This is a genomic window from Cellulomonas sp. P22 (assembly GCF_044392165.1).
Map to the genome: position 1 here is coordinate 76956 of NZ_JBISBW010000008.1, position 14964 is coordinate 91919.

General features: G+C 74.2%; 11 protein-coding genes. 5 read left to right on the forward strand and 6 right to left on the reverse strand.

All coding sequences use genetic code 11. The features are described from left to right. Positions 1–62: 62 nt before the first annotated feature. The 4 genes from ACGIF2_RS11280 to pgm all read right to left on the reverse strand — a co-directional run bounded on the left by ACGIF2_RS11280 (position 63) and on the right by pgm (position 6072). Entirely contained in the window at positions 63–1832 is a 1770-nt protein-coding gene (locus ACGIF2_RS11280) for a pyruvate dehydrogenase (protein WP_396046615.1), read from the reverse strand. A gap of 106 nt (positions 1833–1938) precedes the next feature. Beyond that, complete coding sequence (locus ACGIF2_RS11285) at positions 1939–2928, reverse strand: phosphotransferase family protein (RefSeq protein ID WP_396046617.1); 990 nt, start codon at positions 2926–2928, stop codon at positions 1939–1941. A gap of 9 nt (positions 2929–2937) precedes the next feature. After that, a complete protein-coding gene (locus tag ACGIF2_RS11290) occupies positions 2938–4299 on the reverse strand; it encodes an MFS transporter (protein WP_396046619.1) in 1362 nt (453 codons plus the stop codon). Between the two features lie 102 nt (positions 4300–4401). Beyond that, positions 4402–6072, reverse strand: coding sequence for a phosphoglucomutase (alpha-D-glucose-1,6-bisphosphate-dependent) (gene pgm / locus ACGIF2_RS11295; protein ID WP_396046621.1), 1671 nt, complete (start codon positions 6070–6072; stop codon positions 4402–4404). Between the two features lie 81 nt (positions 6073–6153). Here pgm and ACGIF2_RS11300 point away from each other — a divergent pair, with 81 nt between their 5' ends. Both ACGIF2_RS11300 and ACGIF2_RS11305 read left to right on the forward strand, forming a co-directional pair. Continuing rightward, positions 6154–6981, forward strand: coding sequence for a DUF5926 family protein (locus tag ACGIF2_RS11300; protein WP_396046623.1), 828 nt, complete (start codon positions 6154–6156; stop codon positions 6979–6981). A gap of 322 nt (positions 6982–7303) precedes the next feature. Beyond that, positions 7304–8041, forward strand: a complete 738-nt coding sequence (locus tag ACGIF2_RS11305) for a glycosyltransferase family 2 protein (RefSeq protein WP_396046816.1) — start codon at positions 7304–7306, stop codon at positions 8039–8041. Here the strand turns inward: ACGIF2_RS11305 and ACGIF2_RS11310 are convergent. Continuing rightward, on the reverse strand, positions 7959–10451 hold the full coding sequence (locus tag ACGIF2_RS11310; protein WP_396046625.1) for a hypothetical protein: 2493 nt from the start codon (positions 10449–10451) through the stop codon (positions 7959–7961). The genes ACGIF2_RS11305 and ACGIF2_RS11310 overlap by 83 nt on opposite strands. A 140-nt stretch (positions 10452–10591) precedes the next feature. Here ACGIF2_RS11310 and pheA point away from each other — a divergent pair, with 140 nt between their 5' ends. Continuing rightward, positions 10592–11548 carry a prephenate dehydratase gene (gene pheA, locus ACGIF2_RS11315; RefSeq protein ID WP_396046627.1) on the forward strand — a complete coding sequence of 319 codons (957 nt, stop codon included), beginning with the start codon at positions 10592–10594 and terminating at the stop codon, positions 11546–11548. A 31-nt stretch (positions 11549–11579) separates the two neighbouring features. Here the strand turns inward: pheA and ACGIF2_RS11320 are convergent, their stop codons facing one another. Continuing rightward, positions 11580–12728, reverse strand: a complete 1149-nt coding sequence (locus tag ACGIF2_RS11320) for a diacylglycerol/lipid kinase family protein (protein ID WP_396046629.1) — start codon at positions 12726–12728, stop codon at positions 11580–11582. 100 nt (positions 12729–12828) lie between these two features. Between ACGIF2_RS11320 and serS the strand changes: the two genes are divergently transcribed. Further along, positions 12829–14106: a serine--tRNA ligase gene (gene serS / locus ACGIF2_RS11325; RefSeq protein ID WP_396046631.1), complete on the forward strand. Its 1278-nt coding sequence runs from the start codon at positions 12829–12831 to the stop codon at positions 14104–14106. After that, on the forward strand, positions 14103–14930 hold the full coding sequence (locus tag ACGIF2_RS11330) for an HAD family hydrolase (RefSeq protein ID WP_396046633.1): 828 nt from the start codon (positions 14103–14105) through the stop codon (positions 14928–14930). Before serS ends, ACGIF2_RS11330 begins: the two co-directional genes overlap by 4 nt. The last annotated feature ends 34 nt before the right edge of the window (positions 14931–14964 follow it).

Genomic DNA, 14964 nt, shown 5'->3' on the forward strand with positions numbered 1-14964 from the left:
CTCCGGACGACGGCTGTCCGTTCATCGTCAGCCCGCAGCGGCGTCGCCGCACGTGGCGTGGGTCAGGGCCGCGGCACGTTGCGCAGGTTCGAGCGGGCCATCGCCATGACCTCGCCCATGCCGCCGCCCAGGATCTCCTTGCTCATCGCCGCTGTGAACCCCGCGACCTGCGCGCGGGTGATCTTGGGCGGCAGCGACAGCGCGCGGGGGTCGGTCACGAGGTCGACCAGCGCGGGCCCGTCGTGCGCGAGCGCCTCGCGCAGCGCGTCGCGCACGCGGCCGGGGTCCTCGACGCGCTCGGCGTGGATGCCCAGCGACCGGGCGACGCCCGCGTAGTCGACCGTGGGGGAGTCGGTGCCGAACGAGGGCAGGCCGTCGACGAGCATCTCGAGCCGCACCATGCCGAGCGTCGCGTTGTCGAACAGCACGACCTTGACCGGCAGGTCGTACTGCACGAGCGTGATGAGCTCGCCCAGCAGCATCGACAGGCCCCCGTCGCCCGCCAGGGCGATCACGGGGCGCGACGGGCGGCCCAGGTCCCGGTCGGCGTACGCGGCACCGATCGCGTGCGGCACCGCGTTGGCCATCGATCCGTGCAGGAACGAGCCGATCACGCGGCGTCGCGGCCCGGGCGTGACGTAGCGCGCGGCCCACACGTTGCACATGCCCGTGTCGACGGTGAACACCGCGTCCTCGGGCGCCTCCTCGTCGAGCACCACCGCCGCGAACTCGGGGTGGATGGGCGTGTGGTGCTCCACGTCCTTCGTGTACGCGCCGACCACACCGGACATGGCCCGCTCGTGCTTCTGCAGCATCTGGTCGAGGAACCGGTGCGAGCGCTTGCGGTGCACGCGGGGCAGCAGCGCACGCACGGTCTCCCCGACGTCGCCCACCACCGCGACGTCCTTGCGGGTGCGCCGCCCGAGCCGGGTCGGCTCGAGGTCCACCTGTGCGGTGACGACGTGGGACGGCAGGAACTGGTCGTAGGGGAAGTCGGTGCCGAGCATCAGCACGAGGTCGGCGCCGTCGAGCGCCGCCTGGCACGCGCCGTACCCCAGCAGCCCCGTCATGCCCACGTCGAACGGGTTGTCGTACTGGATCCACTCCTTGCCGCGCAGGGTGTGGCCCACGGGAGCCTGGATCCGCTCGGCGAGCGCGATCACCTCGTCGTGCGCGTCCCGGACCCCGGCGCCCGCGAAGATCGTGACCTTCTTCGCGTCGTCGATCGCCGCCGCCAGGCGTTCGAGCGCGTCCTCGTGCGGGACCACGCGCGGTGGCTCGGGGGGCGTCAGCACGTCGGGCACCACGGGCGCCGCCTCCAGTTCGGCGATGTCGCCGGGGAGCGTGAGCACGGCGACGCCCGGGGCGCCGTACGCGTGGTGGATCGCCGAGCGGATCACCCGGGGCGCCTGCACCGCCGTCGAGATCATCTCGGAGAACACCGAGCACTCGGTGAACAGCCGGTCCGGGTGCGTCTCCTGGAAGAAGCCGGTGCCGATCTGCGGGCTGGGGATGTGCGAGGCGATCGCGAGGACGGGCACGCGCGAGCGGTTCGCGTCGTACAGGCCGTTGATCAGGTGCAGGTTGCCCGGCCCGCACGAGCCCGCGCACACAGCGAGCCGGCCGGTCAGCTCGGCCTCCGCGGCGGCCGCGAACGCGGCGGACTCCTCATGCCGCACCTGCACCCAGGAGATGTCGGCGCCGTCCTTGGCCGCGCGACGGATCGCGTCGACCACGGGGTTGAGGCTGTCGCCGACGATGCCGTACACGTGGCGTGCCCCCGCGGCGATGATCTGGGCGACGAGCTGCTCGGCGACGTTCTGGTGTGCCATGAGGAACCTCCGGAGGTGCTGGCGGATCGCTCCCCCATGGTGGTCCGGCAACCTGGACGTCGCACCCGGCCGGTGCCCGCCCCCACGCCCCCCGTGGTCTGCGGGGTCAGTCCAGCGCGTCGAGCGCGGCGTGCAGGTTCGCCCAGGCCGCCGCCCGGTGCCCGACGAGCCAGTCACCCGTGTAGCCCCGCGGGGCGATCTCGACGGTCAGCACGAGGCTCATGTACATCCGGTAGAGCCACAGCCGCGCGTCGCCCGCGGGGGTGCCGAGCGCGAACGAGCCCCCGGCCGAGGTGTAGCCGTCGAGCAGCGCCGCGGGGACCGGGCCCCGGCCCATCTGGTCGGCGCCCGCCAGCTCCAGCAGCGGGTCGCCCCACACGGCCCGCTCGGTGTCGATGACCCCGACGAGCTCGCCCGTCGCGGGCTCGACGAACAGGTTGCCGGCCCACAGGTCGGTGTGGACGAGCACCGGCGTCCGCACCTCGGCGAGCGCCGCGGCGTGCCGGTGCAGCGCCGCGCGGACCCGCGCCGCCGGGAGCTCGGTGCCCCAGGCCGCCGCGTCGTCGAGCAGCGCCCCGGCCATCGCGCCGAACGCCTCGGGCCACGTCGCGGCGTGCAGACCCGTGGCCTCGTTCGGGTAGCCGAACCGGGTGCCGTGCACGGTGTGCAGCCGGGCCATGAATGCGCCGAGGTCACGCTCGACCGTCCGGGTCGTCCCCTCGTCGAGCTCGCCGAGGTCGACCAGCGGCGTGCCGTCGAGGTGCGTCACGACGACCACGTCGCTGGGCAGCACGTTGCGCGTCAGGTCGGTCAGCAGCACGCGCGGCATCAGCAGGTCGGGCCGGTCGACAGCCAGGTCGTAGACCAGCGCCTCGGTGCGCAGCAGGTCGAGCTCGTACGTCAGCAGCCGGTCGGTCGCGGTCGGGGCGGTCTTGACGACCACCTGGGTGCCGTCAGCGAGCGTTGCCCGGTAGGTCGTGGCGAACATCCCGCCGGTGAGCTGCTCGGCGTGCTCGAGGCGTCCGAGCGGTGCGAGCACAGTCGTCAGGGCGGTGAGCGTGGGGGCGTCGAGCGAGGGTGGGGTGGTGTCGAGCACGCCCGCAGGCTAGTGGCCAACCGAGCCCTGAACAGGGGGACCAGAGTCCTCCGTCGCGTCGAGCATCTCGCCCGAGCGCTCGGCAGCGACGACCTCCACGGCGGCGACGGCTGCCCCCGCGGTGGGGCTCACGGGCTCGGGCTCGACCTCGTCGTCCTCCACGTCGTGCGTGAGGAGGTCGGTGGTGCCCGCGCGCAGCACGCGGATCGACCCGACGCCGGCGAGCACGGTGAGCACCGCCGCGCCGACCACCACGGCGAACCCGCCCTGCGAGCCCTGGGTGTCGATCGCCATCCCCGCCACCGACGCACCGACCGAGACGCCGACACCGAGCGCCGTCCCGACCCAGGTCAGGCCCTCGGTGAGGCGCTCGCGCGGCACGAAGTGCTGCACCAGGCCGTTGCCGTTGACCAGCGTGGGGGAGATGGTGAAGCCCGCGACGAACATGACGATCGCGAGCATCGCGAGCGAGTCGACCAGCACGAACAGCGAGGCGCCGATCGCGAGGCCGACCGTGCCGATCACGAACCGCTTCCACAGCGCCGTGGTCCAGTGCCGCAGCCCGTACAGCAGGCCCGAGATGAGCGAGCCGAGCGCGAACACAGCGAGCACCACACCCGCCAGGTCGGGTCGGCCGTGCTCGTCGGCGAACGCGACGGTCGCGACGTCGGTCGCGCCGAACACGGCACCGAGGGTCGCGAACACGACAGCGAGCACGACCATGCCGCCCGCGCGCAGCACCGAGCGGGTGCGGGTCTGACCGGCGGGGCGGGGGTTGGGGGCGGGCTGCGAGCTGCGCAGGCCGAGGAACCAGAAGCCGCCGACGATCATCCCGACCACCGGGACGACGAGCGCGGCCTGGGGGCTCGCGTTGGCGGCGAGCATCGTGGCGAGCACGGGTCCGACGACGAACACGAGCTCGTCGAGGACCGACTCGAGCGAGTACGCGGTGTGCAGGTCGCGCGGCGAGCTCAGCACGTTCGACCAGCGGGCCCGCACCAGGGCGCCGAACGACCCGATGGTCGCGCCGGTGAGCGCCGCGGTCACGTACAGCCACGGGGTGGGGGCACCGAGCGAGGCGGCGGTGACCAGACCGGTCAGCCCGAACGACGCGACGAGGATCGCGGGCCGCATGATGCGCGCCTGGCCGTGACGGTCGACGAGCCGGGCGAGCTGGGGTGAGCAGATCGCCTGGGCGAGGACGTACACGGCGGAGACGCGACCGGCCAGGCCGTACGAGTGGTACAGCGCTTCGACCATGAGGACGATGCCGATGCCCGCCATCGACATGGGCAGCCGGGCGATCACACCGGAGGAGGAGAAGGCCAGCGCGCCCGGCCGCGAGAGGATCTTGCGGTACGGGCTGAGCATGGACCCCAGTCTCTCATCGGGCACGGTCTGCGGGCCGCCGCCCGGATGCCCCCGCGGTGCGGGAGGGCCGGGTGGCGGCCCGTGGTCGGTCAGGCCGGTGCGTCAGGCGAGCGCGTCGCCCACCACGGCCCGCGCCTGCTCCTGGACCTCGACGAGGTGCTCGGGGCTGACGAACGACTCGGCGTAGATCTTGTAGACGTTCTCGGTGCCCGAGGGGCGTGCCGCGAACCACGAGTCCTCGGTCGTGACCTTGAGGCCGCCGATGGCCGCGCCGTTCCCGGGGGCCGTCGTGAGCTTCGCTGTGATCTCCTGGCCCGCGAGCGTCGTCGCGGTGACCTGCGACGGCGAGAGCTTCGCGAGCGCGGCCTTCTGCTCGAGCGTCGCCGGCGCGTCGACCCGGGCGTACCAGGACTGCCCGTAGCGGCCCACCAGGTCGGCGTGGTGCTGCGAGGGCGAGCGACCCGTCGTGGCGAGCATCTCGGACGCGAGCAGCGCCAGGATGATGCCGTCCTTGTCGGTGGTCCACACCCGCCCGTCGCGGCGCAGGAACGAGGCGCCCGCCGACTCCTCGCCGCCGAAGCCCACGGACCCGTCGAGCAGGCCCGGCACGAACCACTTGAAGCCCACGGGCACCTCGAGCAGCTGCCGGCCGAGGCCCGCCGTCACCCGGTCGATGAGCGAGGACGACACGAGCGTCTTGCCGACCGCCGCACCCGTGGGCCAGCCCGGACGTGCCCCCGAGTAGAGGTACTCGATCGCGACCGCGAGGTAGTGGTTCGGGTTCATGAGCCCCGCATCGGGGGTGACGATGCCGTGCCGGTCGGAGTCCGCGTCGTTGCCCGTCGCGATGTCGTACGGCGCGCCGTCCGCCATGGTGCGCACGAGCGAGGCCATCGCCGAGGGCGAGGAGCAGTCCATCCGGATCTTGCCGTCCCAGTCGAGCGTCATGAACGCCCACCGCGGGTCCACGATCGGGTTCACGACAGTCAGGTCGAGGTTGTAGCGCTCGCCGATCGCGGCCCAGTACTCGACCGACGCGCCACCCAGCGGGTCCGCGCCGATGCGCACGCCCGCGGTGCGGATCGCGTCGATGTCGACGACGTTGACCAGGTCGTCGACGTAGGCGACGAGGTAGTCGTGCCGGTGCGTGGTGGGCGCGGCGAGCGCGGCCTCGAGCGGCGTGCGGCGCACCTGCCCGACTCCCGAGCGCAGCAGCTCGTTCGCGCGCGCGGCGATCCAGGACGTCGCGTCCGATCCGGCCGGGCCGCCGCTCGGCGGGTTGTACTTGAAGCCGCCGTCGCGCGGCGGGTTGTGCGAGGGCGTCACGACGATGCCGTCCGCGAGGCCCGGTCCGGTGGTCCGCACGCCGTCGGTGGTGGCGGCGCCGTTGTGCAGCAGGATCGCGTGCGACACGGCGGGGGTGGGCGTGTACGAGTCGCGGGCGTCGACGAACACCTCGACGTCTGCCGCGACGAGCACCTCGACCGCGGTCTGCCAGGCGGGCAGCGACAGCGCGTGCGTGTCGCGGCCGATGAACAGCGGGCCGTCGGTGCCCTGCCCGCGGCGGTACTCCACGATCGCCGCGGTGGTCGCGATGATGTGCGCCTCGTTGAAGGCGCCGTCGAGCGACGAGCCGCGGTGCCCGCTCGTGCCGAACACCACCTGCTGGGCGGGGTCGTCGAGGTCGGGGTGCCGGTCGTAGTACGCGCTGACCAGCGCGTCCACGTCGACGAGGTCGGAAGGTTGGGCGGGGGTTCCGGCGCGCGGGTCCATGGCTGCGATCCTGCCACCGACGTCGCCGCTGGTCACCCGCTCGCGCCGCGCGCCCAGGGGCAACGGGTAATCTCGTCGCCCATGGCCACGTCTGGAGCAGTCGAGTTCGTCCTTCGCCCCTTCGAGGGCCTTCCCGGTGAGCCCGACTGGGTCGCCCTCAAGGAGGTCGTGCCTGCCGCGACCGCCCCCGCACGGACCACCGCCGAGTACGGCTCGCGCGAGGTCCTCCTCACCACTGTGCTGCCCATGGGCTGGCCCGCGCTGCACCGCGACGACGGCGTCGTCCTCCTCGCGCTGCAGGCCCAGGGTGGTTCGGGCGACACGAGCCGCGACCTCGCCGCCGTGCTGCTCGAGGCGCTCGACGTCGAGCCCGGCACGGCCGTCGAGCCCGAGGGCCTGCCCGGCCCCGGCCCGCGCCTGCAGGACGTGCTCGACCTGAGCCTGCCCTTCGAGGTCACGGTCGAGGACAGCTTCGGCTACTGGCTCGCGCCGGGCACCGAGCGCTCCGCCGACCTGGCCGCCGCGATCGAGGAGGCCGACGCGGGCATCATCCCCACGGTCAAGCTCTCCTCCGTCGAGTCGGCCTACTGGTGCCGGATGGGTTCGCGCGAGTTCCTGCGCTGGGCCCAGCCGCACGACGAGCAGAAGGTGCTCGACGCCCTCGCCCGCCTGCACTCGCGCCGCGAGTCGGGCTTCGACGACGCGAAGTTCGTCGGCTACTTCCGCTCGAGCGGGATCGTCGTGCCCGTGTGGGAGCTCGCACGCGGCACCGAGGCCGAGGAGATCGAGGCCGCGGTCGCCGGGTTCCTGCCCCGTTTCGAGGCGGCCCTCGCGGACGAGACGCCGCTCGACGCCAACGCCCGCCGGGCCCGCGCGGGCCTCGTCGCCCGCCAGGTCACGCTGCGCTGACCGCACGCCGCGGGGGTCTGCGTCGTCGTGACGGCACGGACCCCCACGGCTGGGTAGGCTGGCAGTCGTGATGCGCAAGGGCGGCAAGGCTGCCGAGGACGAGACGGATGCGCAGGTCGCGCGCGTGACGGACGACCCAGAGCCCGACGAGGTGGACACCCCCTTGCCCGACGACGCCGCGGGCGACGACGCCACGGCGACCGGCGACCGGGGTCAGCGACCTCACCGCCTGCGCGTCCCCCGCCGCACCACCCGCACCAGCGAGCCGCTCACGTCACCCACCAAGAAGGTCCCCGGCGCCCGCTCGCGGCAGCGGGTCGCGGTGGTCATCCCCGCGAAGGACGAGTCGCGGCGGATCGCTGCGACCGTGCGCTCGGCCCGGGCGATCCCGCACGTCGACCTCGTGCTCGTGGTCGACGACGGCTCCGAGGACAACACCCAGCACGTGGCCCGCGAGGCCGGTGCGGTCGTGGTGCGCCACTCGCACAACCGCGGCAAGGCCGCCGCGATGGAGACGGGTGCCGCCGTGGTCGCGATGCGCGACACCCCGGACCGCCTGCCGCGGCTCCTGCTGTTCATCGACGGCGACCTCGGCGACACGGCCGTCAACACGGCCCCGCTCGTGCCGCCCGTGCTCGAGGGGACCGCTGACGTCTCGATCGCGCTGCTGCCCCCGCAGCCGGGCGCCGGGGGTCGGGGCATCGTGGTCGGTGCGGCCCGCCGTGCGATCGCCGCGATGACGGGCTGGACCCCCACGCAGCCGCTGTCGGGCATGCGCTGCCTCACGCGTGAGGCGTTCGAGGCCGCGACACCGCTCGCCCGCGGCTGGGGCGTCGAGACGGGCATGACCATCGACCTGCTGCGGCAGGGCTTCGTGGCCGTCGAGGTGCCGTGCGACCTGCGTCACCGCCCCTCGGGCGCCGACCTCAAGGGTCAGCTGCACCGCGCAGCGCAGTACCGCGACGTGCAGCTCGCGGTCAACGCGCGCCGGGTCCGGAGGGCTGCGGGGGCGTTGCGCTCGACGGTCGCCCCGACGCGGGACCGGGACCCGCAGGGCTGATCTGCGCGGGGTCGTTCGCGGCCCCGGGGCGCAGCAGCAGCATCCAGTTGGCGCACGCGGCCACGAGCAGCGGCACGGTGAGCGCGATGCCGATCGCCGGGATGACGACGCCCGAGTCGTTGAACGCGAACCCGATGCCGAGCGTGATCGCGAGCGCCACCAGACCGGCCCGCAGCATGGGCGCGTCGGTGCCCAGCCGGGCGAGCGGCGCGCCCGAGGACAGCCACCGGTAGGCGCCGCCGTCGGGCGCCCCCACCGCGGTGCGCAGCGGGCGCCCGAGCACGAGGACCACGACCACGAGGCCGCCGATCGCGAGCAGCGTGAGCTCGTTCTTGAACAGGATGTCGACGTTCTGCGCGAGCTTGCGCCCGACCACGGGCCACAGGCCGCCGTCGAGCACCGTCTCGACGAACCGGCCGAGGTGGGTGCGCGAGTCGGCAGGTCGCAGCCAGTCGAGCACCGCGAACAGCGTGACCGTCACGGCGCCCGCGACGAGCACCCCGAGCACACGCCACCAGTTGAGCCGCACCCCCGCCGCGAGCAGCGCGAGCACAGCGAAGCCCGGCACCAGCGCGGGCGGCCCGCCGAAGTCGGCACCGATGCTCGGCAGCCCGTCGAGCAGCGTCGCGACGATCCCGATCGCGGCCACCACGCCCACGGCGGCCCGCCGCCGACCGCGGGCGACGAGCGGGTTGGCGAGCGCGACGGCGAGCAGCACGGACGCGGCCGCGAACAGCGCGAACGCGGTGTTGTTGAACCCGTAGAAGCGGCCGGCGACGAGCGAGCGGGTGCCCATGAGCGACTCGAGCTGCAGGTTGGCGCCGGTCGCCACGTCGGCCGCCACGACCACCGCGGTGACGCCCGCCACGACGCCCAGGGGGCCGAGCAGCCAGCGGCGCCAGCGGGGCAGCAGCGCCACGGCCGTGATGACCAGCACCCACCCGACGATCAGCAGCGTGAGGGCGTAGGACGGTGGGCTGACCCGCCACCAGGGGGTGAGGTTCGCGAGGAGCGTCGCCACGGGGATCGCCGCGACGGCGACGCCCGCGACGCGCAGCTGACGCAGCACGAGGGCCGGGTCTGTGCTCGCGGCGAGCGCACGGCGACCGGCGCGGGGCACCCAGCGGTCGAGCGTGCGGCCCCACCAGTCGAGCACCCGCCCGTTGAGACCCACGGTCACGAGCCCGTACAGGATGAGGTTGATGGCCACGAAGATCACGTAGAAGCGGGGCACGAGCGGCGTGACGGCCTGGACGTGCCGGTTGTCGTCCACGAGCTTGGCCACGCGTGCGCTCGCCAGGGCCGGCCCGGGGGTGGTCGTGATCGTGGTGCCCACGAGCACCCCGGCCGGGGCGTCGTCGCGCAGGCCGAGGGTCGTCAGCAGCGTCGGGGTCACGTCGGTGGCCTGCACGTAGCCGGGCTGACGCGTCGACGCGGCGGCGAGCAGCGCGTCGGAGTAGGTGCCGTCGCCGCCGGGCAGCGGCCCGCTCGCGGCGGCGAGCTGGAGCTGCGGCTGGCGTCCAGAGTCGGACAGCGACATCGCGAGCACTGTGGTGTCGGTGCGGGTCGCCGCGATGCCTGCGAGCACGGCGCCCACGCGGGCGTCGATCGCCTGGGCCTGCTCGCCGCGGGTGGGCTCGGTGACCGCGTCGGGTCCCGTGAGCGCGGGCATGTCGTCGTCGGACGTCTCGGTCTCGGTGGGCAGCAGCCCGGCGGGCAGCCGGTCGGTGGTGCCCCGGCCCGGGTCCCGCACGGCGCCCACGTCGACGACCACGAGCTGGGCGTCGCCCACCAGGGCCCGGCGTACAGCGGCCTCGAGCGCCGAGGTGGTCCACGGCAGGTCCTGGTGCTCGCCCACGGGCACGCCGTCCGCGTCGGCCACCGCGATCGCGGCACCGGGGCCGATGCTCACGACCCGGGTCCCGGCGGCGGCGAGCGTGTCGCCCAGCAGCCCGAGCTGCGCGCCGTACGACTCGGCCGCGGCCGACTCGAGGTAGTCGGACCAGGCGGGCACGGGCCCGCCCGCGACGGGGTCCCGCAGCGTGCGGCACGAGCGGTCCTCGGCCACCAGGTCCGCGGCGCGCGTCCCGCCGGAGACCGCGAGCCAGCCGTCCGCGGGGCAGTTGGTCGAGTGGACGCTGCGTGGCACGAGGTTGCCAACCGCGCCCTCGCGCGACATCCCCCACAGGGCCGGGGTGGTCAGCGTGCCGACGTCGTCCCAGCGCAGGCCGCTGGTGCCGATCAGCACGAGCGGCGCGGCGTCCGAGGTGGTGGCGGACGGCGCCGCAGCCACCGTGCTCGCGGTCGCCGGGGCGCCCACGCCGAGCAGCGCCACGAGCACGCCGACGAGGCTCAGGACCCACGCTGCGAGGACGCGGCGGGGTTTCGGGGCGCGGGGAGGGGTCGGCACGGCGCAAGCCTACGGTCGCACTAGGCTCGTCAAACCGTGCTCGGCGTCACCGGGCGGTACCCGCACGCCCGTCGCACGGCATCCGCACGACCCCGTCACAAGGCCCGCCCCGGCGGCGGACCCCACCTCCCGGAGGTCCCATGTCCGTCCCGCGCTACGCCTACCTCGGCCCCGCCGGCACGTTCACGGAGGCTGCGCTGCGCCAGGTGGTCTCGCCCGACGAGGCGCAGTACCTGCCGCAGGCGGACGTCGTCTCGGCGATCGAGGCGGTCCGCGCGGACCGGGCCGACTTCGCGGTGGTCGCGATCGAGAGCACGGCCGAGGGTGGCGTCACGGCGACGCTCGACGCGCTCGCGGTCGGGGAGCCGCTCGTGCTGCTGCGCGAGGTGCTCGTGCCGGTCGGCTTCACGCTCGTCGCGGCCCCGGGGATCGCGCTCGAGGACGTGCAGCGCGTCTCGGCCCACCCGCACGCGTGGGTGCAGTGCCGCCGCTGGCTCGCCGCGCACCTGCCCGACGCCGTGCACGTGCCCGCGACGTCCAACACCGCCCCGGCTGCGCTCGTCGCCGAGCAGCTCGCGAGCGGCGAGCGTATCCCGCTGGGCTTCGACGCGGCGCTCGTCCCGCCGCCCGCCGTCGCGCACTACGGGCTGCCCGTGCTGGCCGAGCACGTGGCCGACAACGAGCACGCAGTCACCCGCTTCGTGGTCGTGGGCCGCCCCGGCCACGTGCCGGCGCCCACGGGGGCCGACAAGACCACGCTCGACGTCCACCTGCCCAGCAACGAGGCCGGTGCGCTGCTCGAGATGCTCGAGCAGTTCGCCGCACGCGGCGTGAACCTCTCCCGCATCGAGTCCCGGCCCATCGGTGACGCGCTGGGGCGGTACTCGTTCTCGCTCGACGCGGAGGGGCACATCGCCGACGAGCGCATGGGCGAGGTGCTCGTGGGCCTGCACCGGGTGTGCCCGCACGTGCGGTTCCTCGGGTCCTACCCCCGCGCTGACGACGTGCGGACGGTCGTGCGCCGCGGCACCTCGGACGACGAGTTCGTCGCGGCCCGTGCGTGGCTCGCCAACCTCCGCGCCGGCCGCACCCACTAGTCCGCGGGCGCCGCGCGCCCTCGACCGCGGCTCAGGCCGGGGCCACCCGCACCACGAGACCGGCGGGCTCGACGCGCGCCTCGATCTCCCGGGCCAGCCCGACGATGTCGCCGTCGACCTGCGCCTGCTCGCCGTTCGCGAGCCGCACGTGCACGCGCCGGGCACGGGCGTGGTCGATGCGCCCGATCTTCGCGGGCAGCTCGGTCTTCACCCCGACGCCCTGCAGCACGACCTCGCCGAGCAGCTGGGCCCAGCCGGCGACGCCGCCGCGGGTGTCGATCGCGGCGACGTCGAGCCAGCCGTCGTCGAGGACGGCGTCGGGCAGCAGGGTGATCCCGCCCGGCAGCCGTCCGCAGTTGCCGACGAGCAGGCTGCGCAGCCGCAGCGTCGCGGGGGGCTCGTCGTCCAGGCGCACGACCGCCCGCAGCCGGCGCCCGTGCAGGTGCCGGATGCCGGAGACGAAGTAGGCGATCCAGCCGACGCGGGCCTTGAGGCCGTCGTCGGTGTCGGCGATCATGGCGGCGTCGAAGCCGACCCCGGCGATCACGAGGAAGATGTGCTCGCCCGCCGAGCGGTTCGCCTCGCTCGGCTCCGCCGCGGCGTGCGCGACCTCGTCCATGTTCTCGCCGTCGGGCTGCAGCACCCGCAGCCAGCCGACGTCGATCCGTCGGTCGGAGCCCGTGAGGGCGATCCCCAGCGCCGCGATCGCGTCGCCCACGGGCAGGTCGAGGTTGCGCGCGAGCAGGTTCCCGGTGCCCAGCGGCACGAGCCCCATCGCGACGTCGGTGCCCACCAGGCCCTCGGCGACGGCGCGCACGGTGCCGTCGCCACCCACCGCCACGACCACGTCCGCACCCCGTCGCACGGCCTCGCGGGCCTGGCTCACGCCCGGGTCGTCGACGGTCGTCTCGAGCCACATCGGCTGCGGCAGGCCCCGCTCCGCGACGGTGCCCAGGATCAGGGCCTTCAGATCGGCCACGTCGGGCTTCGACGGGTTCGCGACGAACGCGACGAGCTGACCGGGCTCGTCCGCGCCGTGGCCGACCTCGACCCCGACGGCGTCCGGGTCCTCGAGCCTGCTGCGCAGCTCGCGCTCGAGGCGCAGCACGAGCACGGCCAGCACCACGGCGCACCCGGCCAGCACGAACGCACCGATCGCGACCCACGCCTCCCATGTCATGGGCACAACGTAGTCGCGCACCGCACGGACGGCCTGGTCAACCTGCGACGCGCGGCGGACCGCGAGGCCGTCGTCGGGCGGGGTCGATAGGCTCGGTCTTGTGATCGACCTGCGACTCGTCCGTGAGGACCCCGACCTCGTCCGTGCCAGCCAGCGGGCCCGTGGTGACGACCCGGGTCTCGTCGACCAGGTGCTCGACTCCGACGCCCGGCGCCGCGCCGCGCTGACCGACTTCGAGCGGCTGCGCGCCGAGCAGAAGTCGCTCGGCAAGCAGGTCGCTGCGGCGCAGGGTGACGAGAAGACCCGGCTGCTCACGCACGCGAAGCAGATCGCCGAGCAGGTCAAGGCGTTGCAGGTCGAGGCGGACGCGGCCGACGTCACGGCCGGTGAGCTCGCGCGCCGGATCGCGAACGTGGTCGAGGAGGGTGTGCCCGCGGGCGGCGAGGACGACTACGTGGTGCTGCGCCACGAGGGCACCCCGCGCGACTTCGTGGCCGAGGGCTTCGCCCCGCGCGACCACCTCGAGCTCGGCGAGATGCTCCGGGCGATCGACACCGAGCGCGGCGCGAAGGTCTCAGGCGCCCGCTTCTACTACCTGACGGGTGTGGGTGCGCGTCTCGAGCTCGCGCTGCTCAACGCGGCCGTCGACCGGGCGCTCGCGCACGGCTTCACGCCGGTGATCACCCCCACCCTGGTCAAGCCCGAGATCATGGCCGGCACCGGCTTCCTGGGTGCGCACGCGGACGAGATCTACCGGCTCGAGGCCGACGACCTGTACCTCGTGGGCACGAGCGAGGTCGCGCTTGCGGGCTACCACTCGGGCGAGATCATCGACGTGTCGGACGGCCCGCTGCGGTACGCGGGGTGGTCGGCCTGCTACCGCCGCGAGGCGGGCTCGTACGGCAAGGACACGCGCGGCATCATCCGCGTGCACCAGTTCCACAAGGTCGAGGCGTTCAGCTACACCACCGCCGAGGACGCGGCGGACGAGCACCGCCGCATCCTGGGCTGGGAGGAGGAGCTGCTCCAGCTCGCCGGGCTCCCGTACCGCGTGATCGACACGGCCGCGGGCGACCTGGGCATGAGCGCGGCCCGCAAGTTCGACTGCGAGGCGTGGCTCCCCACCCAGGAGCGGTACCTCGAGCTCACGTCGACGTCCAACTGCACGACGTTCCAGGCGCGCCGCCTGGGCATCCGGGAGCGCACCGCCACGGGGGAGACGCGACCCGTCGCGACCCTCAACGGCACGCTCGCCACGACCCGGTGGATCGTGGCGATCCTGGAGAACCACCAGCTGCCCGACGGCTCGGTGCGCGTCCCGGAAGGGTTGCGCCCCTACCTGGGCGGCCTCGAGGTCCTGGAGCCGGTGAAGCCATGACGCACTCCCGCACGGTGGAGGGGATGATCGTCGCGCTCGACGTCGACGGCACCCTCATGTCGTTCGACGGCACGATCTCCCCCGAGGTCCGCGAGGCGGTGGGCGCGCTGCGTGACGCCGGTGCGCACGTGGTGCTCTCGACGGGCCGGTCGGTCGTGGCGACGCTCCCGGTGGCGCGCGAGCTGGGCCTGCTCACGGGCTGGGTCGTCACGTCGAACGGGGCGGTCACCGCGCGGCTCGACCCGGACCTGCCGGGCGGTTACGAGACCACCGAGATCATCACGTTCGACCCGGAGCCCGCGCTGCGGGTGCTGGCGCTCGAGCTGCCCGACGCGCTGTACGCGGTCGAGGACCTGGGGCGAGGGTTCCTGGTGTCGGCGCCGTTCCCCGACGGCGAGCTGACCGGCGACCACCGGGTCGTGGGTTTCGAGGAGCTGTGCGCGGGGCCGGTCACCCGTGTCGTCATCCGCAGCCCGCAGAGCACGCCCGAGGAGTTCCACGAGCTCGTCGAGCGCGTCGGTCTGCACGAGGTGTCGTACGCGGTGGGCTGGTCGGCGTGGCTCGACCTGACGCCGGGCGGCGTCTCCAAGGGCAGCGCGCTCGAGGAGCTGCGGCGCCAGCTGGGCGTCGAGCCGTTCTCGACGTTCGCGCTGGGCGACGGGTCGAACGACCTCGAGATGCTGCGCTGGGCCGCCCGGGGCGTCGCGATGGGCCACGCGAGCGAGGCCGTGCGGGAGGCCGCTGACGAGGTCACCGGCACGATCCAGGACGACGGTGCGGCCGCTGTGCTCACGGCGCTGCTGACGGAGCCCCGACCGGCCTGACGCGCCAGCCGCGCGCGGGGCGGCACGGATGGGT